22 protein-coding genes and 1 pseudogene are annotated in these 23,304 nt (G+C 72.2%); 13 read left to right on the plus strand and 10 right to left on the minus strand.

Going from position 1 to position 23,304, the window contains the following annotated elements; translation table 11 throughout:
- The first annotated feature begins 89 nt into the window (after window positions 1-89).
- Both OG811_RS15275 and OG811_RS15280 read left to right on the plus strand, forming a co-directional pair.
- Window positions 90-848, plus strand: coding sequence for a Bax inhibitor-1/YccA family protein (locus OG811_RS15275; RefSeq protein WP_406075070.1), 759 nt, complete (start codon window positions 90-92; stop codon window positions 846-848).
- 46 nt (window positions 849-894) lie between these two features.
- Entirely contained in the window at window positions 895-1,215 is a 321-nt protein-coding gene (locus OG811_RS15280; RefSeq protein ID WP_406075072.1) for a hypothetical protein, read from the plus strand.
- A 12-nt stretch (window positions 1,216-1,227) separates the two neighbouring features.
- On the opposite strand, the gene OG811_RS15285 is transcribed toward OG811_RS15280, so the two are convergent.
- The 3 genes and pseudogenes from OG811_RS15285 to OG811_RS15295 all read right to left on the minus strand — a co-directional run.
- Window positions 1,228-2,490, minus strand: a complete 1,263-nt coding sequence (locus tag OG811_RS15285) for an acetyl-CoA C-acetyltransferase (protein ID WP_406075074.1) — start codon at window positions 2,488-2,490, stop codon at window positions 1,228-1,230.
- Between the two features lie 243 nt (window positions 2,491-2,733).
- Window positions 2,734-3,483, minus strand: coding sequence for an SGNH/GDSL hydrolase family protein (locus tag OG811_RS15290; protein ID WP_406075747.1), 750 nt, complete (start codon window positions 3,481-3,483; stop codon window positions 2,734-2,736).
- Window positions 3,484-3,516: 33 nt separating this feature from the next.
- Window positions 3,517-4,595 (minus strand): annotated as a pseudogene (locus OG811_RS15295) (SGNH/GDSL hydrolase family protein); the annotation flags it as partial.
- 150 nt (window positions 4,596-4,745) lie between these two features.
- Between OG811_RS15295 and OG811_RS15300 the strand changes: the two are divergent.
- Together OG811_RS15300 and OG811_RS15305 are read left to right on the plus strand one after the other, a co-directional pair.
- Window positions 4,746-5,102, plus strand: a complete 357-nt coding sequence (locus OG811_RS15300) for a YkvA family protein (RefSeq protein WP_406075075.1) — start codon at window positions 4,746-4,748, stop codon at window positions 5,100-5,102.
- A gap of 72 nt (window positions 5,103-5,174) precedes the next feature.
- Window positions 5,175-6,545, plus strand: a complete 1,371-nt coding sequence (locus tag OG811_RS15305; protein WP_406075076.1) for a cystathionine beta-synthase — start codon at window positions 5,175-5,177, stop codon at window positions 6,543-6,545.
- 139 nt (window positions 6,546-6,684) lie between these two features.
- On the opposite strand, the gene OG811_RS15310 is transcribed toward OG811_RS15305, so the two are convergent.
- The 5 genes from OG811_RS15310 to OG811_RS15330 form a co-directional block, all read right to left on the minus strand.
- The gene (locus OG811_RS15310; RefSeq protein WP_406075078.1) at window positions 6,685-7,041 is read right to left on the minus strand and encodes a hypothetical protein; all 357 of its coding nucleotides are present in this window, start codon (window positions 7,039-7,041) and stop codon (window positions 6,685-6,687) included.
- A 49-nt stretch (window positions 7,042-7,090) separates the two neighbouring features.
- Complete coding sequence (locus tag OG811_RS15315; protein ID WP_406075080.1) at window positions 7,091-7,606, minus strand: GNAT family N-acetyltransferase; 516 nt, start codon at window positions 7,604-7,606, stop codon at window positions 7,091-7,093.
- A complete protein-coding gene (locus OG811_RS15320) occupies window positions 7,603-8,532 on the minus strand; it encodes a ribonuclease Z (protein WP_406075081.1) in 930 nt (309 codons plus the stop codon). Before OG811_RS15320 ends, OG811_RS15315 begins: the two co-directional genes overlap by 4 nt.
- A 368-nt stretch (window positions 8,533-8,900) precedes the next feature.
- Window positions 8,901-9,563 carry a peptide-methionine (S)-S-oxide reductase MsrA gene (msrA, locus tag OG811_RS15325; protein ID WP_406075083.1) on the minus strand — a complete coding sequence of 221 codons (663 nt, stop codon included), beginning with the start codon at window positions 9,561-9,563 and terminating at the stop codon, window positions 8,901-8,903.
- A gap of 87 nt (window positions 9,564-9,650) precedes the next feature.
- Window positions 9,651-10,061 carry an HIT family protein gene (locus OG811_RS15330; protein ID WP_406075085.1) on the minus strand — a complete coding sequence of 137 codons (411 nt, stop codon included), beginning with the start codon at window positions 10,059-10,061 and terminating at the stop codon, window positions 9,651-9,653.
- Window positions 10,062-10,161: 100 nt separating this feature from the next.
- On the opposite strand from OG811_RS15330, the gene OG811_RS15335 reads away from it, so the two are divergent.
- The 3 genes from OG811_RS15335 (at window position 10,162) to ilvA (ending at window position 14,095) form a co-directional block, all read left to right on the plus strand.
- Window positions 10,162-11,304 carry a cystathionine gamma-synthase gene (locus OG811_RS15335; protein WP_406075087.1) on the plus strand — a complete coding sequence of 381 codons (1,143 nt, stop codon included), beginning with the start codon at window positions 10,162-10,164 and terminating at the stop codon, window positions 11,302-11,304.
- Between the two features lie 12 nt (window positions 11,305-11,316).
- On the plus strand, window positions 11,317-12,723 hold the full coding sequence (locus OG811_RS15340; protein WP_406075089.1) for an amidase: 1,407 nt from the start codon (window positions 11,317-11,319) through the stop codon (window positions 12,721-12,723).
- 151 nt (window positions 12,724-12,874) lie between these two features.
- Window positions 12,875-14,095, plus strand: coding sequence for a threonine ammonia-lyase (gene ilvA / locus OG811_RS15345; RefSeq protein WP_406075091.1), 1,221 nt, complete (start codon window positions 12,875-12,877; stop codon window positions 14,093-14,095).
- A gap of 61 nt (window positions 14,096-14,156) precedes the next feature.
- Here the strand turns inward: ilvA and greA are convergent, their stop codons facing one another.
- Both greA and OG811_RS15355 read right to left on the minus strand, forming a co-directional pair.
- The gene (gene greA / locus OG811_RS15350) at window positions 14,157-14,654 is read right to left on the minus strand and encodes a transcription elongation factor GreA (RefSeq protein ID WP_406075092.1); all 498 of its coding nucleotides are present in this window, start codon (window positions 14,652-14,654) and stop codon (window positions 14,157-14,159) included.
- Window positions 14,655-14,808: 154 nt separating this feature from the next.
- On the minus strand, window positions 14,809-15,249 hold the full coding sequence (locus OG811_RS15355) for a DUF4307 domain-containing protein (protein WP_406075749.1): 441 nt from the start codon (window positions 15,247-15,249) through the stop codon (window positions 14,809-14,811).
- Window positions 15,250-15,453: 204 nt separating this feature from the next.
- Between OG811_RS15355 and mca the strand changes: the two genes are divergently transcribed.
- The 6 genes from mca (at window position 15,454) to purE (ending at window position 23,296) form a co-directional block, all read left to right on the plus strand.
- Complete coding sequence (gene mca, locus OG811_RS15360) at window positions 15,454-16,335, plus strand: mycothiol conjugate amidase Mca (RefSeq protein ID WP_406075093.1); 882 nt, start codon at window positions 15,454-15,456, stop codon at window positions 16,333-16,335.
- A 48-nt stretch (window positions 16,336-16,383) separates the two neighbouring features.
- Window positions 16,384-16,677, plus strand: coding sequence for a hypothetical protein (locus OG811_RS15365; RefSeq protein WP_406075094.1), 294 nt, complete (start codon window positions 16,384-16,386; stop codon window positions 16,675-16,677).
- 179 nt (window positions 16,678-16,856) lie between these two features.
- Window positions 16,857-19,388 (plus strand): putative bifunctional diguanylate cyclase/phosphodiesterase, encoded by a 2,532-nt coding sequence (locus tag OG811_RS15370; RefSeq protein ID WP_406075096.1) that lies wholly within the window; start codon window positions 16,857-16,859, stop codon window positions 19,386-19,388.
- A gap of 28 nt (window positions 19,389-19,416) precedes the next feature.
- A complete protein-coding gene (locus OG811_RS15375; RefSeq protein WP_406075097.1) occupies window positions 19,417-21,462 on the plus strand; it encodes a thioredoxin domain-containing protein in 2,046 nt (681 codons plus the stop codon).
- A gap of 122 nt (window positions 21,463-21,584) precedes the next feature.
- On the plus strand, window positions 21,585-22,760 hold the full coding sequence (locus OG811_RS15380) for a 5-(carboxyamino)imidazole ribonucleotide synthase (RefSeq protein WP_406075099.1): 1,176 nt from the start codon (window positions 21,585-21,587) through the stop codon (window positions 22,758-22,760).
- Between the two features lie 44 nt (window positions 22,761-22,804).
- The gene (purE, locus tag OG811_RS15385) at window positions 22,805-23,296 is read left to right on the plus strand and encodes a 5-(carboxyamino)imidazole ribonucleotide mutase (RefSeq protein ID WP_406075100.1); all 492 of its coding nucleotides are present in this window, start codon (window positions 22,805-22,807) and stop codon (window positions 23,294-23,296) included.
- Window positions 23,297-23,304 lie beyond the last annotated feature (8 nt).

The following is a 23,304-nucleotide window of genomic DNA, read 5'->3' on the forward strand; positions in this document are numbered from 1 at the left end:
GGCGCCGTCGTCCGCGCCGTTTGCCCGCCGCCGCCGGGCACCCCGGGGCAGAGTGACTGCGAGGGGGTACGCGGGCGAAGGAGGCGGCGGTGCGCAGCAACAACCCGGTGCTCAACCGGCTGGACGAGACCGGCCGGGTGGAGGCCCGGGTGCTCGGCGCCCGCGACGTCGAGCCGATGACCGTCGACGACGTGGTGGTCCGTACCGTCGGGTTGCTGCTCGTCACCGGCGCGGCCGCGGCGGTGTCCTGGGCGGTGATCCCCGCCGCCGTGTGGCTCGGCGCCGCGCTCGCCGGCAGCGCGCTCGCGTCGATCGCGCTGGTCCTGGTCATCTCGTTGCGGGGCATCACCAACCCGGTGCCGATCATCGGCTACGCCGTGCTCCAGGGCCTGCTGCTGGGGGTGGTGAGCCGCACGTTCGAGCAGGTCTATCCGGGCATCGTGGTGCAGGCGGTGGCCGGCACCTTCGGCGTGTTCGTCGGCATGGCGGCGCTCTACCGGGCCCGGGTGATCCGGGCGACGCCCCGGCTGGCTCGCCTGGTGATCGGCACGTTGCTCGGCATCGCCGTGCTCAGCGTGGTCAACCTGGTGTCGTACCTGATCTCCGGGCGACCGGGCCTGGCGGTCTACAGCGTCAGTGGCAAGGTCGGCTGGCTGCCGTACGCCTTCTCGGTGGTGGCCATCATCGCCGGGGCGTTCAGTTTCATCCTCGACTTCGACCTCGTCGAGCGGTCGGTGCGCGACGGTCGACCCCGCCGGTACGCGTGGCTGAGCGCGTTCGGCCTGCTCACCGGGTTGGTCTTCCTCTACTGGCAGCTGCTGCGGCTGCTCAGCTACCTGCGCCGTTGACCAGTCGGCCGAGGCGCGGCCGGTGCCGGCCGTAGACTCAGCGGCGATGAGCGCAGCGGAGTTGGATCAGGCCGTGCAGTTGCTGGTCCGTCAGGTCGGGCACTGGCAGCAGCCGCGTTGGGCGGCGGTCGCGACCACCGGCAACGTGTCCCGCGCCGACCTGGTGCACCGTTTGGTGCAGGAGATCGCCAACCTGGTCGCCGATGCCGAGGGTGAGCCCCGGCGGGTGGTGCCCCGGCTCGACAACGACCTGGCCCTGCCCGATCAGCTGCGGGTGGTGGCGGCGGACCTGGTGGCCGCCGATCCGGGGGTCGAGGCGCTGGCCCGGGCCGCCGCCGAGGCGACGGCGACCCGCAGCGCGCTCTGACGTCAACTCGGCTCAGCTCAGCCGTTCGAGCACCATGGCCATGCCCTGGCCACCGCCGACGCACATGGTCTCCAGACCGATGGTCTTGTCGTGCCACTCGAGAGCGTTGAGCAGGGTGCCGGTGATCCGGGCGCCGGTCATGCCGAACGGGTGGCCGACCGCGATCGCGCCGCCCATCACGTTCAGCTTCTCCTCCGGGATGCCCAACTGGCGGTAGGAGGGGATGACCTGCGCGGCGAACGCCTCGTTGATCTCGACGAGGTCGACGTCGTCGATGGTCATGCCGGCCCGGCGCAGTGCCTGCCGGGACGCCTCGACCGGCCCGAGACCCATGATCTCCGGCGACAGGGCGGTCACGCCGGTCGAGACGATCCGGGCCAGCGGGGTGAGCCCGAGATCCTCGGCCCGCTGGGCGCTCATCACCACCACGGCGGCCGCGCCGTCGTTGAGCGGGCAGCAGTTGCCCGCGGTGATCCGGCCGTCCGGGCGGAACACCGGCTTCAGGCCGCTGACCGCGTCGAGGGTGACGCCGGCGCGCGGTCCGTCGTCGGTGCTCACCACCGTGCCGTCCGGCGTGGTGACCGGGGTGATCTCCCGGGCCCAGAAGCCGTCGGCGATGGCCTTCTCGGCGAGGTTCTGGCTGCGTACGCCGAACTCGTCCATGTCGGCGCGGGTGACGTCGTACACCTGGGCCAGGTTTTCCGCGGTCTGCCCCATGGTCAGGTAGATGTCGGGCAGCTCGCCGGCCTCGCGCGGGTCGATCCACACCTCGGCGTCGCCCTGCGCGCGGCGCTTGGAGCGCTCGCCGGCCGCGCCGAAGCGCGGGTTCTCCCAGCTGCCGCCGACCAGGGCCTGCGCCTCGGGAGGCAGCCCGTCTGAGCTGCCCCGGGCGTAGCGGGAGACCATCTCCACCCCGGCGGAGACGAACACGTCGCCCTCGCCGGCCCGGATCGCGTGCATCGCCATCCGGGTGGTCTGCAACGACGAGGCGCAGTAGCGGGTCAGCGTGGCGCCGGGCACCGTGTCCAGACCGAGGAGTGTGGACACCACCCGGGCCATGTTGAAGCCCTGCTCACCGCCGGGCAGGCCGCACCCGAGGTAGAGGTCGTCGATCGTGGTGGCATCGAGCTGAGGGATCTTGTCCAGGGCGGCCTGGACGATGGTCGCGGCGAGGTCGTCGGAGCGGACGTCGCGCAGGGACCCCTTGTGCGCCCGGCCGATAGGGGAGCGGGCGGTGGCGACGATGACGGCGTCGCGGGACGACTCAATCGGCATGGACCAACGTTAACCCGTCGGTAACATGGCGCGGAAGGAGCCGGCGCGGCGGGAAATGTCACCCCCGGCCGGGAAGATCTAGGGCCTGTTTCATACGGGCGGTCGAGCCGAGGCGGAGTCCGGGCGGCGATCCGGCAAGGCGCGGTTTCGTCCGGATACCGGTGTTGTATCCGGACGAAAGCGTAACGCCGCCGGTCGTCGTGCGGGCCCGCCGTAGGCCGGCCAGTTCTTATGAAACAGGCCCTACCGCCGGGTAGCGACGGTCGCCGCCGTGGCGACAGCGGGCAGCAGGGCGTGCGCCCACACCCGGTAGCCGTCGGCGGAGGGGTGGAAGCCGTCGTGGCAGAGCGTCCCCGCGTCGGCCCGGAACACCGGCCCGGTCTCGGCGGCCAGGTCGACGACCGAGCCGCCAGCGTCCAGCACGGCCGTGGTCTGCGCGCGGGCCATCCGCCGCCCGGACCAGCCGACCACCTGGCGCAGCGGGGGCGCGATGGCACGCACCGCCCCGAGGTCGGGGCAGGTGCCCACCACCACCTCGACCCGCGCCTCGCGCAGCCGGTGCACCGCCGCGCCGAGATACGCCGCCGCGTCGGAGGGCCGGCGCAGCACGGTGGCGTCGTTCGCGCCGATCAGGATCAGCGCCACGTCGGGTCGCTCGCCGAGCAGGGACCGGGCCACCTGCGTGGCCAGGTCAGTCGAGCGGGACCCGGCGACGCCGACGCTGGACAGGTGCACCCGCCGGCCGGCTGGGCCCTCGGCGAGCAGTGTGGCCAACTGCCCGCCGATGGTGTCCTCGAGACGGTCGACACCCACGCCCAGAGCCGACGAGTCGCCGAGCAGCACCAGCCGCAGCGGCGGAGCGCCCGCCCGGCCGATCGTGGCCCGCAGGGCCAGCCCCAGTTCCGGTTGGGCGTAGCGCCGGTGCCGGGCGACGAACGCCTCGCCGGCCAGGACGGCGGCGCCTCCAACGGTGCCGGCGAGCAGCGAGATCACCGTCGCCCGACCCAGTCGGCCGGCGAGGCCGGCGGTTCCGCCCCGCTCGCTGCGCTCGTTCATGCCAGTTCCTCCACTGTCGAAGTGCCCGAGGCGGACCCGTGCTGCGGCACCGCGCCGACACCGAAGAACGCCCTGCGACGCAACTGCGCCCACCGGCCGGCCGGCCCCCGGTCGCGGCCCCGGACCTGGGTGCCGCTGACCTCAGTGCCGGCGTGCCGGGCCGCCTCCTGCGCGGCCTCCGGCAGCGACCGTACGCCCTCGCCCCGCGTCGGTGTGGCCCGTCGTTCCTGCCCTGCGCCAAGCACGGACAGCATCGCCGGCAACAACGCGGCGGCGGCCATCGCGTACCCCTCGGCGGAGGGATGGAACCGATCCCAGGCGAACATCCGGGTCGGCTCGGCGGTGAAACGCGGGCCGAGCAGATCACCGAGGGAGACGGTCCGCCCGCCCGCCTCGACGACGGCGACCGTCTGGGCTGCGGCGAGCTGGCGGCTCCACCGGTGCGCCAGCCAGCGCAGAGGCGGCTGGATCGGACGGATCGCGCCCAGGTCGGGGCAGGTGCCGACGACCACCTCACACCCGGCGTCGCGCAGCGTGTGAACCGCCTCGACCAGGTAGCGCACCGCCAACCCGCGCGGCGTGCGGTTGGTGATGTCGTTGCCGCCGATGAGGATCACCGCGATGTCGGGTCGGCACTCCAGCGCCGCCTCCACCTGGTGGCGGAGCGCCGCGGAGATGGCACCGACCACCGCGAAGCGGTGCAGTTGCACCGGCCGCTGCAGTCGACGGGACAGGCCGGTCGCGAGCAGCGCACCGGGCGTCTCCCGACGGCGGTGCACCCCGTAGCCGGCCGCCGACGAGTCACCGAGCACGACCATGGTGAGCGCGGGGCCGGGGAACTTCGCGCCGTACATCCCGTCGCAGCGCGGTGGCGGTGCCTCGGCCATGGGGATGGTGCGTCGGGCCTGCCGGGCCTGGCCGAGGAGCACCCCGCCGGTCGCCGCCGCGGCCGCCGCCGTGGCACCCGTCCCGATGGCGGCCACGAGAGCGAAGCGCCGGGCCTGCCGCCAGCGCTCGCCTCCGGGTACGACGGAATCAGCCACCCCCATACACCGACATTATCGCGCCGGCCCGACACGCCGCTGTCGTCGTGACGGCACGCGGGTGCCTGGAAACCGACGCGACGGGGTATCTGTGCGGATGAGGCCGGCCGACTTGCGCCGACCCGCCACGCTGATCCGGCGGAGAGGAGCGCAACGATGGGGAAGACACTGAAGCGCAGCGCGGCGTTCGCGGCCCTGGCGCGGGCACTGGCGGCCGGGGCGCGCGGTGGGCCGTCGATCGGCACCCGGTTGGCCGCGCTGCCCCGGATGATCCGGGCCACCACCAAGCGGGAGTACGACGGCGGCCTCCGGCTGGCCCTGATGACCGCGGCGACGGCGTACATCGTCTCGCCGATCGATCTGCTCCCGGAGATCCCGCTGGCGATCTTCGGGCTGGCCGACGACGCGGTCATGATCACGTGGTTGGCCGGCAGCGTGCTCGCCGAGACCGAGCGCTTCCTGGAGTGGGAGGCCCGCCGCAGCTCGGTCATCCCGGGGGGGCTGGTGCCCTGACGACACGTACGCTGGGAGGCGAGGAAACGTCTGCCCGGCCGCCGTCGCCGGCGCCGCAACGAAGGGCACATCGTGCAGTACTACGACAATGTCGTCGACATGATCGGCAACACCCCGCTGGTACGTCTGCGTAACGTCACCGAGGGCATCCAGGCCACCGTGCTCGCCAAGGTGGAGTACGTCAACCCGGGCGGCTCGGTGAAGGACCGGATCGCGCAGCGGATGGTGGAGGACGCCGAGGCCGCCGGCCTGCTCAAGCCCGGCGGCACCATCGTCGAGCCGACCAGCGGCAACACCGGCGTCGGGCTGGCCCTGGTGGCCCAGCTCAAGGGCTACAAGTGTGTCTTCGTCTGCCCCGACAAGGTCAGCCAGGACAAGCAGGACGTGCTGCGGGCGTACGGCGCCGAGGTGGTGGTCTGCCCGACCGCGGTCGCCCCGGAGGACCCGCGCTCGTACTACAACGTCTCCGACCGGCTGACCCGGGAGATCCCCGGCGCCTGGAAGCCCAACCAGTACAGCAACCCGGCCAACCCGCGCTCGCACTACGAGACCACCGGCCCGGAGCTGTGGAAGCAGACCGAGGGCGGGCTCACCCACTTCGTGGCGGGCGTCGGCACCGGTGGCACCATCTCCGGTATCGGCCAGTACCTCAAGGAGGCCTCCGGGGGCCGGGTGCGGGTCATCGGGGCCGACCCGGAGGGCTCGGTCTACTCCGGCGGCACCGGCCGGCCCTACCTCGTGGAGGGCGTCGGCGAGGACTTCTGGCCGGAGACGTACGACCGGAGTGTCGCCGACGACATCGTCGAGGTGTCCGACAAGGCGTCCTTCGAGATGACCCGGCGGCTGGCCCGCGAGGAGGGGCTGCTGGTCGGCGGCTCCTGCGGAATGGCGGTGGTCGCGGCGCTGGAGGTCGCCCGTAAGGCCGGCCCCGACGACGTGGTGGTGGTGCTGCTGCCGGACGGCGGCCGGGGCTACCTTTCGAAGATCTTCAACGACTCGTGGATGGCCCGGTACGGGTTCCTCGACAACTCCGGCGCGGAGCCGACTGTCGCCGACGCGCTGGCCAGCAAGCCGGGCGGCCTTCCCGAGCTGGTGCACGTACACCCGACCGAGACGGTCCGCGACGCGATCGACTACATGCGTGAGTACGGCGTCTCGCAGCTGCCGGTGCTCAAGGCCGAGCCGCCCGTGGTGACGGGCGAGGTGGCCGGCTCGATCGCCGAGCGGGACCTGCTCGACGCGCTGTTCACCGGCCAGGCCCACCTGCACGACACGATCGAGCGGCACATGGGTGACCCGCTGCCGATGATCGGCGGTGGCCAGCCGGTGAGCGAGGCTGTGGGCCTGCTGGAGAAGTCCGACGCCGCGTTGGTCCTCGTCGACGGCAAGCCCAAGGGCGTCCTGACCCGCCAGGACCTCCTGGCCCACCTAGGCGCCCACTAACCCACCCCGCACCCCCGCGCCGCGCCGCTTTTCCGCGCCGCGCCCCGCCCCGCCGCCCCGCTTTTCCGCGCCGCGCCGCTTTTCCGCGCCGATCTAGGGAAAACCGTCGTGAGTTGATCTCCGATCACGACCATCTCCCCTAGATCGGCGGGGCGGGGGGCGGCGGGGGCGGGGCGGAGGGGGGCCGCGGAGCGGCGGGGCCGCGCGTCAACCGCTGCAACCCCGTCGACCACCGCTCGTTCGCCGACGACCCCTGGACCACGTGCGCGCTGGTCAGCGGCAGGCCGTCGGTGACCGCGGATCCGGCGCCGGCCCCGCGCGGGGTCCGCACCGACAGGGCGGCCACGCTGGGCGGCACCCGGGCCGCCACAGTGGTGACCACCCGGGAGTACGCGTCCAGCGCGGCCTCTTCGGCCGGGTCGGACCGGGTGTGATCGGTGTCGATGTCCACGCCGTCCGTCGCTCCGGCATGCCCCGATCCGCCGACAGCGAACATCGACCGACGCCACGTCGAGGCGTCACGTCGAGGCGTCAACAGGGTGCCGTTACGCGAGCAGGGTGCGGGTGTAGCGGAGTTGGGGGGTGGCGACGCTGCCGATGTACTCCTCGCGTTGCGCGCCCGTCGGGGTCCAGCCGCCGCGTTCGTAGAAGGCCCGGGCGTGGGCGTTGTCCCGCAGCACCCAGAGCACCGCGCGGCGCCAGCCCAGGGCACGCATGGCGCCCAGGGCGTCCACCATCAGCGTTCGTCCGGTGCCCCGGCCCTGCTCGGCCGGCTCCAGGTGGATCGCGTTGAGCAGCCCGGTGGCCGGGTCGTCCTCGTCGTCCGGGCCCAGGTAGCTGAACCCGACCAGCGCCCCGGCGCGCTCGGCCACCCTCAGCCGGTGGTTGTCCTGCTCCCAGTGCCACCGCTCGGCCCAGTACCGCCCCATTGCCTCCGGCGTGGGGTCGGCCAACGCCTCGGCCGGAAGGAAGGCGGAGTACGCGGCGACCCGGGAGCGCTGGTGCATGGCGCCCACCGCCATCAGGTCGTCACCGGTCGCGAGGCGGAGCGTGACGGTCACCCGGTCGAGGTTACCCGCCGGGGTGGGAGCTGCACCGTGGTCAGGTCCTCGGCGATGATCAGGTCACCGTCGAAATGGGCACGCGCCTCGTCGTGGAACCGGCGCGGATCGGGGTAGCGCTGGGAGAAGTGGGTGAGCACGAGCCGGCGTACCCCGGACTCGGTCGCCACCCGGGCGGCCTGCGCCGCGGTCAGGTGGCCGACCTCGGCGGCGAGCGCGGCCTCCGACTCCAGGAAGGTCGACTCGATGACCAGCAGGTCGGCGTGCTCGGCGAGGGCGTACACCCCGTCGCAGAGGCCGGTGTCCATCACGAAGGCGAACCGCTGCCCGGGCCGGGGCACGCTCACCTCGTCGCGGGTGACGCGGCGTCCGTCGAGGTCCAGGTGCCCGACGCGGATCAGCTCGCCGACGGCCGGCCCGGCGATGCCGTACGCGGCCAGCTTCTCCGGCAGCATCCGGTGACCGTCCGGCTCGACCAGCCGGTAGCCGTACGTCTCGATGGGGTGCCGCAGCCGGCGTGCCTCCAGCGTGCCGCAGCCCAGGGTGATCCGCTGCCCGTCCGCCTCGATGGGCTCGACCCGCAGCTCGGCGGTCTCGTGGAAGGAGGTGGCGTGCCGCAGCCGGGCGAAGTATTCGGCGCCACCGGCCGGGAAGTGCACGGCGACGGGGTGCGACACCCGATCCAGGGAGAGCCGCTGGATCATGCCGGGCAGGCCGAGGCAGTGGTCGCCGTGGAAGTGGGTGACGCAGATCCGGGTCAGATCGCTGGCGGTGACCGTGGTGTGCAGGAGTTGGCGCTGGCTGCCCTCACCCGGGTCGAACAGAATCACCTCGTCGTCCCAGCGCAGCACGTACCCGTTGTGGTTGCGCTGACGGGTCGGCGTCTGGCTGGCCGTTCCCAGCACCACCAGCTCGCGCATGGACATCGCTGGGTCCTCCGGATATGGAGCGACCCCCGGGGCGCTCCGCGCTGGTGCGCGGGCCGGCTGGACTTGGCCGGCACCCCGGGGGTCGGGTGGCTGTCGTGGATTCGCCGCACCGCTGCCACACGGTCTCGACGATGGTGCTGGTGCCCGCCTCGCGGCGGACCGATCACTGTCGAGGACAGCGGCTAGCTGACAGCCACCTCACGAGTCCGATTGCTATACAAGTCTGGACCACCTCCCTTCACGTGTACGGCTACGTTATCGAGTCCTCGGCGGGCTCGGCAACGGATTTCGATCACATGGGCAGATGGGAATGCCCGGCCACCTCATGGGCGGCCGGGCATCACGTTTGCACAGGTGGGCGGCGGTCAGCCCGCGGTACGGGCCACGCCGACCGGGCAGCTCAGCCCGTTCGGGCCGTGGTTGCAGTACCCGTTCGGGTTCTTCGTCGGCGCCAGATACTGCTGGTGGTAGTCCTCGGCGAAGTAGTAGTCGCCGAGCGGGGCGATCTCGGTGGTGATCTCACCCTTGCCGGCCCGCGTCACGATCGGCTGGAACGAGTCCCGGGACGACTCCGCGATGGCCCGCTGCTCGTCGGTCGTTGTGTAGATCGCCGACCGGTACTGGGTGCCCACGTCGTTGCCCTGGCGCATGCCCTGGGTCGGGTCGTGGTTCTCCCAGAAGACCTTCAGCAGGTCCTCGTAGGTGATCTTGCTCGGGTCGTACACCACCTGGACGACCTCGGCGTGCCCGGTCCGGCCGGAACACGTCTCCTCGTATGTCGGGTTCCTGGTGACGCCACCGGCGTAGCCGGCGGAGGTGGTGTAAACGCCGGGCAACGTCCAGAACAGCCGCTCGGCGCCCCAGAAACAGCCCATCCCGAAGACGGCGACCTGCAGGCCCTGCGGGAACGGGCCCTTCAGTGGGGTGCCCAGCACCTCGTGCCGGTCGGCGACCGGCATGGCGATCGGGCGGCCCGGCAGGGCCTGGTCTGGCGAAACCATTTCGGCGTTCATACGGCGCAAAAACACGTGGGACTCTCCTCTCGTACCTCTCCCAGCGTGTAACACCGGTGAGTCCTGCTTCCTTACCCGCGCCGAGGTGAGTCAGGCCCCCGTTCAGAGGGCGGCGGCGACCCGGTCGGCGTACGTCTGGGCCTCGGTGTCGTCGTCGTAGCGGGTACGCGGCCAGAAGAACCCACGCAGACCGTCGCCCCTGGTCCGCGGAACCACGTGGGTGTGCAGGTGGGGCACCGATTGGGACACCTTGTTGTTCAGCGCCACGAACGTCCCACCGGCACCCAGAGCGGTCTCGGCGGCCACCGCCAGACGTTGGACCAGCGCGAAGTAGCCGGGCAGCAGGTCGGCCGGCAACTCGGCCAGGGTCACCAGATGGGCCCGGGGCACCACCAGCACATGCCCCTTGAACACCGGCCGGGTGTCCAGGAACGCTACCCCGTCCGGGGTGTCGGCGACCCGGAACGCCGGCACCTCACCCGCCACGATCCCGCAGAACACGCAACCGCCCACCGGCCCAGGCTATGCCGGCAGCACCGGACCGCAGGGTGCCGGCCCGGCGGGAGCGCGGGTTCCGTTCCAGCCTCCGGGACGGGGCACTAGCCTCACCAGCATGAGTCACGGCTTCGAGACGCTCGCCATCCACGCCGGTCAGGACCCTGAGGCCCGCACCGGCGCGGTGATCCCTCCGATCTACCAGACCAGCACGTACGCGCAGGACGCCGTCGGCGCACCCCGGCTCGGCTACGAGTACAGCCGCTCGGGCAACCCGACCCGTGACGCGCTCCAGGAGTGCCTGGCAGCGCTGGAAGGCGGGCCGGTGGGGCTCGCCTTCGCCAGCGGCCTGGCGGCGGAGGACACCCTGCTGCGGGCCGTGTGCCAGCCGGGCGACCACGTGGTGATCCCGGACGACGCGTACGGCGGCACGTACCGGCTCTTCGCCCGGGTCGCCCAGCGCTGGGGCCTGGAGTTCACCCCGGCCAAGGTCTCCGACCCGGCGGCGATCCGGGCGGCCGTGCAGCCGGGCCGCACGAAGATCGTCTGGGTGGAGACGCCGACCAACCCGCTGCTCGGCATCGCCGACATCGCCGCCCTGGCCGCCGTGGCACACGACGCGGGCGCGCTGCTGGTGGTGGACAACACCTTCGCCTCGCCGTACCTGCAGCAGCCGATCGCGCACGGCGCGGACGTGGTGGTGCACTCCACCACCAAGTACATCGGCGGGCACTCCGACGTGGTCGGTGGGGCGCTCGTCGTCGCCGACGCCGCACTCGGGGAGGAACTGCGCTACCACCAGAACGCGATGGGCGCGATCAACGGCCCGTTCGACGCCTGGCTCACCCTGCGCGGCATCAAGACCCTCGGGGTACGGATGGACCGGCACTGCGACAACGCCGAGCGGATCGCCGCGTACCTCGACGGGCACGCCAAGGTGGCCGAGGTGATCTACCCCGGGCTGCCCTCGCACCCCGGTTACGAGGTGGCCGCCAAGCAGATGCGCCGGTTCGGCGGCATGATCTCGTTCCGCGCCGCCGGTGGTGAGGACCACGCCGTGGAGATCTGCAACCGCGCCAAGCTCTTCGTGCTCGCCGAGTCGCTGGGCGGTGTGGAATCCCTGATCGAGCACCCGGGTCGGATGACACACGCAAGTGCTGCCGGCTCGCCGCTTGAAGTTCCCGGCGATCTCGTGCGACTGTCTGTCGGCATCGAGACGGTCGACGACCTGCTCGCCGATCTGGAGCAGGCGCTGGGCTGACCGCTGGGGAGGATGGCCGTGCAGGACATCGTGGCGACCTGGGTCGGGGCGACCGCCAAGCAAATCGCCCGGGGCGTACGCCGAGGTGACGTCTCGGCCACCCAGGTCGTCGCCGACCACCTCGAGTACATCTCCCGAGCCGACCGTGAGCTGGCCGCGTTCCGGGCCGTACGCGGCGGCGAGGCGATCACCGAGGCGGAGAAGGTCGACGAGCAGGAGGACCTGGCCAACCTGCCGCTGGCCGGGGTGCCGGTGGCGGTCAAGGAAAACACTCCGGTCGCCGGCCTGCCGACCTGGAACGGGTCGACGGCCGCACGCACCGACGTCGCGGAGGCCGACCACGAGGTGGTGCGTCGGCTGCGCGGCGCCGGCGCCGTGATCCTCGGCGTGACCCGGATGCCGGAACTGGGGCTGTGGGCGCTCACCGACGACGACAGCGCGGTGACCCGTAATCCGTGGGACAGCACGCGTACTCCCGGCGGGTCCTCCGGTGGCGCCGCCGCCGCGGTGGCCGCCGGCCTGGTGCCCATCGCGCACGGCAACGACGGTCTCGGCTCGATCCGGATTCCCGCGGCCTGTTGCGGCCTGGTCGGGCTCAAGCCCGGCCGGGGCGTGGTCCCCTGCCAGCTCGGCGCGGACGACTGGTTCGGCCTCACCGAGCACGGCATGCTGACCAGCACGGTCGCCGACGCGGCGGTCGGCTTCTCGGTGCTCGCCGGCCGGCGTCCCGAGAAGCTGGTCCCGCCGCAGCGGCTGCGGGTGGGCGTCTCGCTGCGCTCTCCGGTGCGCGGCGTCGCAGCGGACGCACCCAACCGGGACGCGGTCGCCGCCGCCGGCCGGCTCCTCGCCGCCGCCGGGCACGATACGGTGCCAGCCGATCCGGTCTACCCCACCGCGCTCGGCCTACAGGGCATCGCCACCTGGTTCGCCGCCGCCGCCACCGACGTCCGGGCCTCCGGGTTGGACCGGCGTGGCCTGCAACGGCGTACCCGGCGGCACGTCGCGTTGGGCGAGTGGGCGCAGCGTCGCGGTTACGTGCGGGAGGCTGACCGGGCCGCGTGGCGGCAACGGTCGGTCGACTTCTTCACCGACCACTCGGTCGATCTGCTGCTCACCCCGGCGCTGGCCACCGCGCCACCGGAGGCGGCCCGCTGGTCGGACCGGTCCTGGCGGGCGAACATGACAGCCAACATCCGGTACGCCCCGTACGCCGCACCCTGGAACATCGCCGGCCTGCCGGCGGTCGTGGTGCCGGTCGGCCGCCGCCCGGACGGCCTGCCGGTCGCCGTGCAACTCGTCGGTCCGCCCGGCTCCGAGCTGCTGCTGCTCGGTGTGGCCGGCCAGTTCGAGATGGCCGCCCCGTGGGCCCGCCATGCCCCCGGCTACCCCCGGGTCGGAACGGAGTCGCCGGCCACTTGATCCACTCCGGCTCCTTGAAAACGCGCTATCGAGGCGCGGTTGATACCGCGATATCAGGGATGTCGAGTGGGTCAACGTCGCGCACCTCGGTGCTGCCGCACACGTCGGTGTCGCCGCAGAGCGCTCAGACGGCGGGTGGCACGATCGGGGTATGACGGAACTGGTCGGTCTCGACGACGTGCGGGCTGCACGGGAACTGCTCGCAGGCGTCATCCGGACCACCCCGCTGGAGCCCTCCCGTCCGCTGAGCGCGGCGCTGGGCGGGCCGACCTGGCTCAAGTGCGAGAACGTGCAGCGCGCCGGCTCGTACAAGGTGCGGGGCGCGTACGTGCGGATCTGCCGGTTGTCGGCGGCGGAGCGGGAGCGCGGCGTGGTCGCGGCGAGCGCCGGCAACCACGCGCAGGGTGTGGCCCTCGCCGCCGGCCTGGTCGGGACGCACGCCACCGTGTTCATGCCGGTCAACGCGCCGCTGCCGAAGGTGGCGGCCACCAAGGGGTACGGCGCGCAGGTCGAGTTGGCCGGCAACACCGTCGACGAGTCGCTGGTGGCCGCACACACGTACGCCGAGCGCACCGGCGCGGTGCTGATCCACCCGTTCGACCACTTCGATGTGATCGCCGGCCAGGGCACGGTGGCGCTGGAGATCCTCGAACAGTGCCCGGACGTAAAGACGATCATCACCGGGGTGGGTGGCGGCGGTCTGATCTCGGGCATGGCGGTGGCCGTGAAGGCATTGCGACCGGACGTCCGGATCATCGGAGTCCAGGCGGCCGGGGCGGCGGCGTTCCCGCCCTCGTTGCTGGCCGGGAAGCCGGTCCGGCTGCCCGCCTTCTCCACCATCGCCGACGGCATCGCGGTCGGCCGGCCGGGGGAGATCACCTTCAGCCACGTGCGCGAGCTGGTCGACGAGATCGTCACGGTCTCCGAGGAGGACATCTCCCGGGCGCTGTTGATGCTGCTGGAGCGCGGTAAGCAGGTGGTCGAGCCGGCCGGCGCGGTCGGCGTCGCCGCGTTGCTGGCGGGCGTGGTCGAGGTGGAGACGCCGGTGGTGGCGGTGCTTTCCGGCGGCAACATCGACCCGTTGCTGATGATGCGGGTGATCGAGCACGGGCTGGCCGCCGCGGGTCGCTATCTGCGGGTGACCGTGCGCTGCTCGGACCGGCCGGGGCAACTCGCGTCGCTGCTCAGCCAGATCGCCGAGCACCGGGCCAACGTGGTGGACGTGGAACACCAGCGAGCCAACCCGCGCCTCAGCCTCGGCGAGGTGGAGGTCGCGCTGTCGGTGGAGACCCGGGGCGTGGAGCACTCGGACACGCTCATCAGCGCGTTGCGGGCCAGCGGCTACCAGGTGGCTTTCGCCGCCGAGGCGTGACACCGGTGGGTGCCACGCCTCGGGAGCGGTGCTTCTGCGCGGGTCGTGCGGCCGGCGATGGTCAGCCGGAGAACGGCTCGAAGCTGACCACGGTCACCTTGATGTCGGCGCCGCTCGGCGCCGTGTAGGTGCAGGTCTGACCGGGCCGGCCGCCCAGGATCGCCTTGCCGAGCGCTGACTCGGGGCTGTAGACGGTCAGGTCGGTGGTGGCCGCGATCTCCCGCGAGCCGAGCAGGAACGTCTCGGTGTCGTCGGTGTCGTCGTCGAAGTAGATCGTCACGACCATGCCGGGCGACACCACGTCCGCCGTCGGCGCCTCGCCGACCTGCGCGGTGCGCAGCAGCTCCTGCAGGTATCGGATGCGACCCTCGGCCTTGCCCTGCTCCTCGCGGGCGGCGTGGTAGCCGCCGTTCTCCTTCAGGTCGCCCTCTTCGCGCCGAGCGTTGATCTCGGCTGCGATCGCCGGACGGTTGGCGATGTGCTCGTCGAGCTCAGCCTGGAGGCGGTCGTGCGCGTCCTGCGACAGCCAGGTGGCGGGCGCCTCGTTGCCAGTGGACACAGGCGTTCTCCTCAGTTGTGCGTGGCTGGCTGACAGGTGAATTACCAAGCTACCAGTGCGGCACGACGCAGCGGGTGGGCCAACACCGCCGGTGTCCGGATCCGACCCCGGTAGGCGATCTTCCAGCCTTTGTTCGCGCGGCTGTGCTGGCAGCTCAGGACGGGGGTTGGCAGCGCAGGACCTCGCCGATGAACGGCCGCGCGGTGGTGGTCAGACGGTGCCGGGCCGTGACGTGCCGGTCGCCGGGCTCGGCGGCCACGGTGACCTGCTCGCGGGCCACCTCGGCACCCGCGCGATCACGGGCACGCAGCACGCAGACCGCCGATCCGCCCGGCGGCACGGACACCCGGAAGTCGACAAGCACCTGGGTGTCCGTGATCTCGGTGTACGTGATCACCTGGGCGTCGTAGACCGGGTCGCCGTACTGGTGGTACAGCCGGACCGAGATCACGGTCAGCGTCGCCACGAGCGCCAGCAGCACCAGCGCGGCCAGCAGCGTACGACGGCGTCCTCCGCCAGATGCCCGGCGACGGCCGTAGCGGTCAGCCGGGAATACTGGCGCGCCTGGTGAAATTGTGTCGTGCGTCTCGGTCACCGGCGGGTATCTCCTGGCGTTGTTGTCGGCGGCATCGGCAAGAATGACACAGAGTCCCATCCTCGCACCCGGTCCAGCGGCAGGAATGGCAGGTCATCCCCTGCGCTGCTGACCGGCGACGGGTGCGGTGAGGCAAGATCCCGGCAGGTCAGCCGGTCGAGCCCGGTCGGGTCCACCGTCCGGCACAGACGAGGAGCGCCGAAGTTGGCAGAGCAGCTGCGTCTCATGGCCGTGCACGCGCACCCGGACGACGAGTCGAGCAAGGGCGCGGCGACGACGGCGAAGTATGTCGCCCAGGGGGTGGATGTCCTGGTCGTGACGTGCACCGGCGGCGAGCGCGGAAGCGTGCTCAACCCCAAACTCGACCGGCCCGACGTGTGGGCCAACATCGCCGACATCCGGCGTGCCGAGATGGACGCCGCGCGGGCGATCCTCGGCGTCGAGCAGGCCTGGCTCGGCTTCGTCGACTCGGGCCTTCCCGAGGGCGATCCGCTGCCGCCGCTGCCGGAGGGCTGTTTCGCCCTGCAGGACGTCGAGGTGGCCGCCGGCCCACTGGTGCGGCTGATGCGCGAGTTCCGTCCGCACGTGGTGACCACGTACGACGAAGAGGGCGGCTACCCGCACCCGGACCACATCATGTGCCACAAGGTGAGCGTGGCCGCGTTCGAGGCCGCCGGTGACCCGGAGCGCTACCCGGAGCTGGGCGCACCCTGGCAGCCGCTGAAGCTCTACTACGACATCGGCTTCTCCAAGGGCAAGGTCACGGCCCTGCACGAGGGCATGCTGGCCGAGGGTCTGGAGTCGCCCTACGAGGAGTGGCTCAAGCGGTGGGAGGATCGGCCGGACAAGGGCCCGCGGATCACCACGCGGGTGGAGTGCGCCGAATACTTCCCGGTCCGCGACGACGCGCTGCGCGCCCACGCCACCCAGGTCGACCCGGACGGCTTCTGGTTCCACGTTCCGATGGACCTGCAGCGACGCGCCTGGCCGACTGAGGATTACGAGCTGGCCCGCTCGGTGGTCGACAGCCCGCTGCCCGAGTCCGATCTCTTCGCGGGGGTACGGGAGACGGCGCACGCACGCTGATTCCGGCCGGGGCTACCCTGGTCACCAACCGCACATCGGAGGAACGCCATGCTGACCACTGCCCAGGTGCTCGCGGAGAACAACTTCGGGGACACCCGCACGGGTGGTCTGGCCGGGCCGATGGGCCTCTTCCTCATCCTGCTGCTGGCCACCGCGACCATCCTGCTGATCCGCAACATGAACGCTCGGCTGCGTCGTCTGCCTGACCGGTTTCCGCAGCAGACGGGGCCGGCCGACCCGACCAGGGTCAATGCGGCAGTCGTCGATCCGACAGACGGGACCGGAGGGCGTGATTCATCCACGCCCGCTCCCAATGGGCACCAGCAGCACCGGAACGGGTAGTCAGCGCATGATTCACGCCGAACCGGGTGGTCGCCCCCTGTTGCGGCCACCCCGTTTGGCTTAGCCTTCCGCCGGGGGGACCAAAAGTCCCCGAGCCGTGTGCGGGAGGGGGCGCCGATGACCAGCACAGCACCGGCCGCCCGCCGTAACGTCGGTCGGTCGGCTGACGGGGGAGGTCGATGACCTCCGGCCCGGCCGGCGACCCGTTCGACCGGCTCGGGGTGCGTGGCACACCGGGCCGGCTGCTCGTGCTCACCGCCGCCGTCACGCTGACCGCCATTGTCGCCGCCGCGGTCGGGTTGACCCTCCCGGCCGGGCTGCCGGCCGACGATCCCCTCGGCGGTCCGGCCCGCTTCGGCATCGCTGTCGCCGTCCTCGCTCTGGCCCAGCTCGCCCGGCTACGGTTCCGCTCGGCGCCAGGCATGGTCAGCATCACCTGGGGCGAGGCGGCGCTGATCGTCTGCCTCTACCTGACGCCGGCCGGCTGGCTGCCGTCCGCCACGCTGCTCGGCACCGGCCTGGCCTGGACGATGCTGTCGCTGCACAACGACCGCCGTCCGGCCCTGGAGATCGTCCGGATCGCCGCGTCGCTGGCCGCCGCGTCGGCACTGGCCGTTTCCGTGACCACCGCGCTCGGGCGGCCGCTGCTCGCCCCGCCCACCCCGATGCTGGCGGTGGCCGTGCTCGCCGGCTCGGTGACGTACCTGCTGGTGACCGCCTGGTTGGGTGGGGTGACGCTGGGCATGCGGCACGGGCTGCCGATCGGGCCGCCGCTGCTCGCCGCGCTGCGCGGCAAGCTCCTGATGTTCGTCGGCAACGTGGCGGTCGGCCTTGTGGTGGTCGCTCTGCTGGAGCTCGACCCGCGCTGGTTGCTGCTGCTACCGCCGCTGCTCTGGCTGTTGCAGCAGACCTACCGCTACCGGCTGCGCTCCGATCAGGAGCGCCGCACCTGGCGGGCGTTCGCCGAGGCCACGGCGGCCCTCAACCAGCTCGACGAGCGGGGCGTGGCCAGCGCTGCGGTCACCGGGGCGCTGACGCTGTTCAACGCCGAGCTGGTGGACGTCGACGTGGCTCGGGCCGACGGCCGGTGGTGCCGATACCGGGGCGACGCCAGCGGTCAGCTGGTCGACCGTGAGACGGGCCCACTGGACCAGTCGGAGCCGGACGAGCACGAGCTGAGCCGGGCACTGTCGGTCGGCGCGGCACCGGTCGGTCGGCTGCGGGTCCGGTTCCCCCGCTCGGCGCCGCCCACCGCCCGGGAACGCGACGCGGTGGCCGCGTTCGGCGACGCGCTCGCTGCCGCGCTGCACGACGCGGCAACTCACCGCGAGCTGCGGCTGGTCACCGCCCGTTCGTCGTACGAGGCGGTGCACGACCCGCTCACCGGACTGTTCAACCGGGCGGCGATGCTCGGCAAGGGCGATCAGTCGTTGCGACAGCTCGCGCACGATCACCCGGTGGCGCTGCTGCTGCTGGACATCAACCAGTTCAAGGAAGTCAACGACACCCTCGGCCACGCCGCGGGCGACCAGCTGTTGCGGCTGACCGCGAACCGGCTCAACGCGCTGGTCCGCCCTGGCGATCTGCTCGGCCGGCTCGGCGGCGACGAGTTCGCCCTGCTGCTCACGGCGGTGCCGGTGCTCGGCGACCGGGCCGCCCCGATGGCCCACGCGTTGCGCCAGGCCCGCGAGATCGCCGAGCGGCTGGCCGCGCCGACCGAGGTGGCCGGCGTACGGATGTCCATCGAGGTCTCCGTCGGAGTGGTGGTGGCCAACGCCGGCACCGCCGACCTGACCGAGTTGCTGCGCCGGGCCGACATCGCCATGTACCAGGCCAAGGAGGGCGGCGGCAACGTCGCCGCGTACGACGGCACCCGGGACGCGGCCAGCACCGACCAGCTCGCCCTGCTGGCCGAGCTACGCGAGGCGTTGAAGGTTGACGATCAGCTGGTGCTGGCGTTGCAGCCGGCGGTCGACCTGGCCACGGGTGCGCCCACCGGGGTGGAGGCGCTGATCCGCTGGCAGCACCCCCGACGTGGGTGGCTGAGCCCGGCTGACTTCATCCGGCCGGTGGAAAACAGCGAGCAGCTGGGCACCTTCACCCGCTATGTGCTGGACAAGGCGCTCGGCGTGGCCGCTGAGTGGGCCCGCGAAGGATTGGACGTCCCGATCTCGGTCAACCTGTCGGCGCGCAGTCTGCTCGACCCCCGGTTGCCGGCGGAGATCGCCGACGCGCTGCGCCGCCATCAGGTGCCACCGCGCCGGCTCGTCCTGGAGATCACCGAGACGGTGGTGATGAGTGAGCTGGAGGTCATCGACGAGGTGCTGGCCAAGCTCCGGTCGATGGGCGTGCAGCTCGCGGTCGACGACTTCGGCACCGGCTTCTCCTCGTTGACCTTCCTCACCCGGATTGCGGTCGACGAGTTGAAGGTGGACCGCTCGTTCGTGATCCGGATGGCCGACTCGCCGGAGGCCGCGGCGATCGTACGGACGACAGTGGGCCTCGCCCACGAGTTGGGGCTGCGCGTGGTCGCCGAAGGCGTGGAGACCGCCGAGCAGCGGATGGCCCTGGCCGAGCTGGGTTGCACCTCCGCGCAGGGCTACCACTTCTTCAAGCCGATGCCGGCGGACAAGATCGGCGCGGTGCTGGGGTCGCTGCGCGACTCGGCGGAGTCGAACGTGTTCCGGCTCCGCGCCGACGGCGCCTCCTGACCGCATCCGGAGGCACTATGGTCGGCGGGTGAACCGACTCGTCAACGCCACCAGCCCGTACCTGCTCCAGCACGCTGACAACCCGGTCGACTGGTGGCCCTGGTCCGACGAGGCGTTCGCCGAGGCGAAACGGCGGGACGTTCCGGTGCTCATCTCGGTGGGCTACGCCGCCTGCCACTGGTGCCACGTCATGGCGCACGAGTCGTTCGAGAACGAGCAGGTCGGCGCCCTGATGAACGACAACTTCGTGTCGATCAAGGTGGATCGTGAGGAGCGCCCGGACGTGGACGCGGTCTACATGACCGCGACCCAGGCGATGACCGGCCAGGGTGGCTGGCCGATGACCGTCTTCGCCGCCCCGGACGGCACGCCGTTCTTCTGCGGCACCTATTTCCCGCGGGCCAACTTCGTCCAGCTGCTCCAGTCGGTCGCCACCGCCTGGCGGGAGCAGCGCGACGCGGTGCTGCGCCAGGGCGCCGCGGTGGTCGAGGCGATCGGCGGCGCGCAGGCCGTGGGTGGCCCCACCGCCCCGCTGGACGCCACGCTGCTCGACGCGGCGGCCGGCAAGCTGGCCAGGGAGTACGACCGGACGAACGGCGGCTTCGGCGGCGCCCCGAAGTTTCCACCGCACCTGATCCTGCTCTTCCTGCTGCGCCACCACCAGCGCACCGGCGACCCGGGCAGCCTGGAGATCAGCAGGCACACCGCCGAGGCGATGGCCCGTGGCGGCATCTACGACCAACTCGCCGGCGGCTTCGCCCGGTACTCGGTGGACGCGCACTGGACGGTGCCGCACTTCGAGAAGATGCTCTACGACAACGCGCTGCTGCTGCGGGTCTACACCCAGCTGTGGCGGCTCACCGGTGACCCGCTGGCCCGTCGGGTGGCTCGGGACACCGCCCGGTTCCTCTCCGACGAGCTGCACCGGCCGGGGGCGGGTTTCGCGTCCGCGCTGGACGCCGACACCGAGGGCGTCGAGGGGCTCACCTACGCGTGGACGCCCGCCCAACTCGTCGAGGCGCTGGGCGAGGAGGACGGCAGGTTCGCCGCCGACCTCTTCACCGTCACCGAAGAGGGCACCTTCGAACATGGCCTGAGCGTGCTCAAGCTCGCCCGGGACGTCGACGATGCCGCGCCCGAGGTCCGCGCCCGCTGGCAGCAGGTGGTGGGACGGCTGCTCGCGGCCCGGGACACCCGCCCGCAGCCGGCCCTCGACGACAAGGTGGTGGCCGCCTGGAACGGTCTGGCGATCACCGCCATCGCCGAGTTCCAGCAGGTCGCCGCACTGTACGTGTCCCCGCACGACAATGACGCCAACCTGATGGACGGCGTCACCATCGTCGCCGGCGGGGCGATGCGCGACGCCGCCGAGCACCTGGCCACCGTGCACCTGGTGGACGGCCGGCTGCGCCGGGTCTCCAGGGCTGGCAAGGTCGGCGAGCCGGCCGGTGTGCTGGAGGACTACGGCTGTGTGGCTGAGGCATTCTGCGCGCTGCACCAGCTCACCGGCGAGGGTCGTTGGCTCACGCTGGCCGGCGGGCTGCTGGACACCGCGTTGGCGCACTTCGCCGCGCCCGGTGGCGCCTTCTACGACACCGCCGACGACGCGGAGCGCCTGGTCGCCCGGCCGGCTGACCCGACCGACAATGCCACCCCGTCCGGCCGTTCGGCGTTGATCGCCGGGCTGGTGGCGTACGCGGCGCTGACCGGGGAGACGCGCTACCGGGAGGCCGCCGAGGCGGCGCTCGCCACGGTCGCGCCGATCGTCGGGCAGCACCCCCGATTCGCCGGGTACGCGGCCATGGTCGGCGAGGCGTTGCTCTCCGGGCCGTACGAGATCGCTGTGGCGACCGACGACCCGGCGGGCGACCCTCTGGTGGCCGCAGCCCGCCGGCACGCCCCGCCCGGGGCGGTGGTCGTCGCCGGGCGTCCGGACCAGCCCGGTGTGCCGCTGCTCGCCGACCGGCCGCTGGTCGACGGGCGGTCCGCCGCGTACGTCTGCCGGGGGTTCGTCTGCCAGCGGCCGGTCACCTCTGTCGAGGAGTTGCTCGCCGAGCTCGAACGAGCCCACTGACGTCCGGCGTAGCGCCCGGTAGTTGCCCGCAGTCCGCGACCGCTGCCACCCGGCCGGTGGCGGACTGCGAGCGGCGGCCCTCAGGGTGGGCGCGTCGGCGGCCCGGATAGGCTGGCCGCGCTATGGATTCCCGTACCGGTCTGCCTGTTGTCGGCATGGTGGGTGGCGGCCAGCTGGCCCGAATGACCCATCAGGCCGCGATCGCCCTCGGCCAGTCACTGCGTGTGCTCGCGACCGCCCCCGACGACGGTGCGGCGCTTGTCGCCGCCGACGTCCAGTACGGCGACCACACCGACCTGTCCGCCCTGCGTACCTTCGCCAAGGGCTGCGACGTCGTCACCTTCGACCACGAGCAGGTGCCCTCCGAGCACATCCGCACGCTGGCGGCGGAAGGGGTGACCCTGTACCCGCCGGCCGACGCGCTGCTGCACGCCCAGGACAAGCAGGTCATGCGGGAACGCCTGACCGAGCTGGGTGCGCCCAACCCGGCGTGGCGGCCGGTCGGCGAGCCCGCCGACCTCGTCGGCTTCGGCGAGCAGGTCGGCTGGCCGGTGGTGCTCAAGGCGGCGCGGGGTGGCTACGACGGCCGGGGCGTCTGGATGGTCGACGACGCCGCCCAGGCCACCGAGCTGGCAGTCACGCTGCTCGCCAGCGGCACCCGGCTGATCGTCGAGGAGCGGGTGCCGTTGCGCCGGGAGCTGGCCGTGCAGGTGGCCCGGTCGCCGTTCGGTCAGGTGGCCGCGTACCCGGTGGTCGAGACGGTGCAGTCCGACGGCATCAACGTGGAGGTGCTGGCCCCGGCGCCCGGCCTGGACGAGGAACTGGCGGTCGCCGCCCAGCAACTCGCCATCGACCTGGCCACCGCGCTCGGGGTGATCGGCCTGCTGGCCGTCGAGCTGTTCGAGGTGCGCGACGACGCGGGCCGGCCCGCGATCGTGGTCAACGAGCTGGCGATGCGACCGCACAACTCCGGGCACTGGACCATTGAGGGTGCCCGGACCTCACAGTTCGAGCAGCACCTGCGGGCGGTGCTGGACTACCCGATGGGCGACACCGCGCTGGCCGCGCCGGTGGTGGTGATGGCCAACGTGCTGGGCGGCGAGCCGGGCGGCATGTCGATCGACGAGCGGCTGCACCACCTCTTCGCCACCGAGCCGGGTGCCAAGGTGCACCTCTACGGCAAGCAGGTGCGACCCGGCCGGAAGATCGGGCACGTCACGGTGCTCGGCGACGACCTGGATGACGTACGGGCGCGGGCCGCACGGGCCGCGCGCTGGCTGCGCGAGGGGCACGAGTGAGCGGGCCAGCCGGCCGCGCAGTCGCGAACGAGGGAGCAGGCGCAGTGAGCACCGTCGGGCTGATCATGGGCAGCGACTCGGACTGGCCGACCATGCGGGCCGCCGCCGAGGTGCTGGACGACTTCGGCGTGGCGTACGAGGTCCGGGTGATCTCGGCGCATCGGACCCCGGTCACGATGATCGAGTACGGGCGCGACGCCGCCGACCGGGGCCTCAAGGTGATCATCGCTGGGGCGGGCGGTGCTGCCGCGCTGCCGGGCATGGTGGCCTCGGTGACGCCGCTGCCGGTGATCGGTGTGCCGGTGCCGCTGAAGCACCTCGACGGCATGGACTCGCTGCTGTCCATCGTGCAGATGCCGGCCGGGGTTCCGGTCGCCACCGTGTCGATCGGCAACGCCCGCAACGCGGGGCTGCTCGCCGTACGGATCCTCGGCGCCAACGACGAGAACCTCCGCGCCAGGATGACGACCTACCAGCAGGACCTGGAGAAGCTGGTGGCAACCAAGGAAGCCGCCCTCCAGGCAACCCTGCGGTAGTCCCCACC

Origin of the sequence: Micromonospora sp. NBC_01638 (assembly GCF_045209745.1) — a bacterium.
In the GTDB taxonomy this organism is placed as follows: Bacteria; Actinomycetota; Actinomycetes; order Mycobacteriales; family Micromonosporaceae; genus Micromonospora.

Bases quoted from the DNA above. Each gene is read 5' to 3' on its own strand.
- OG811_RS15300 (WP_406075075.1), top strand. From the start codon at position 4,746: ATGGGGAAGACACTGAAGCGCAGCGCGGCGTTCGCGGCCCTGGCGCGG.
- OG811_RS15280 (WP_406075072.1), top strand. From the start codon at position 895: ATGAGCGCAGCGGAGTTGGATCAGGCCGTGCAGTTGCTGGTCCGTCAG.
- ilvA (WP_406075091.1), top strand. From the start codon at position 12,875: ATGACGGAACTGGTCGGTCTCGACGACGTGCGGGCTGCACGGGAACTG.
- OG811_RS15365 (WP_406075094.1), top strand. From the start codon at position 16,384: ATGCTGACCACTGCCCAGGTGCTCGCGGAGAACAACTTCGGGGACACC.
- OG811_RS15335 (WP_406075087.1), top strand. From the start codon at position 10,162: ATGAGTCACGGCTTCGAGACGCTCGCCATCCACGCCGGTCAGGACCCT.
- OG811_RS15380 (WP_406075099.1), top strand. From the start codon at position 21,585: ATGGATTCCCGTACCGGTCTGCCTGTTGTCGGCATGGTGGGTGGCGGC.
- OG811_RS15310 (WP_406075078.1), bottom strand. From the start codon at position 7,041: ATGTTCGCTGTCGGCGGATCGGGGCATGCCGGAGCGACGGACGGCGTG.
- OG811_RS15340 (WP_406075089.1), top strand. From the start codon at position 11,317: ATGGCCGTGCAGGACATCGTGGCGACCTGGGTCGGGGCGACCGCCAAG.
- OG811_RS15285 (WP_406075074.1), bottom strand. From the start codon at position 2,490: ATGCCGATTGAGTCGTCCCGCGACGCCGTCATCGTCGCCACCGCCCGC.
- OG811_RS15370 (WP_406075096.1), top strand. From the start codon at position 16,857: ATGACCTCCGGCCCGGCCGGCGACCCGTTCGACCGGCTCGGGGTGCGT.
- OG811_RS15320 (WP_406075081.1), bottom strand. From the start codon at position 8,532: ATGTCCATGCGCGAGCTGGTGGTGCTGGGAACGGCCAGCCAGACGCCG.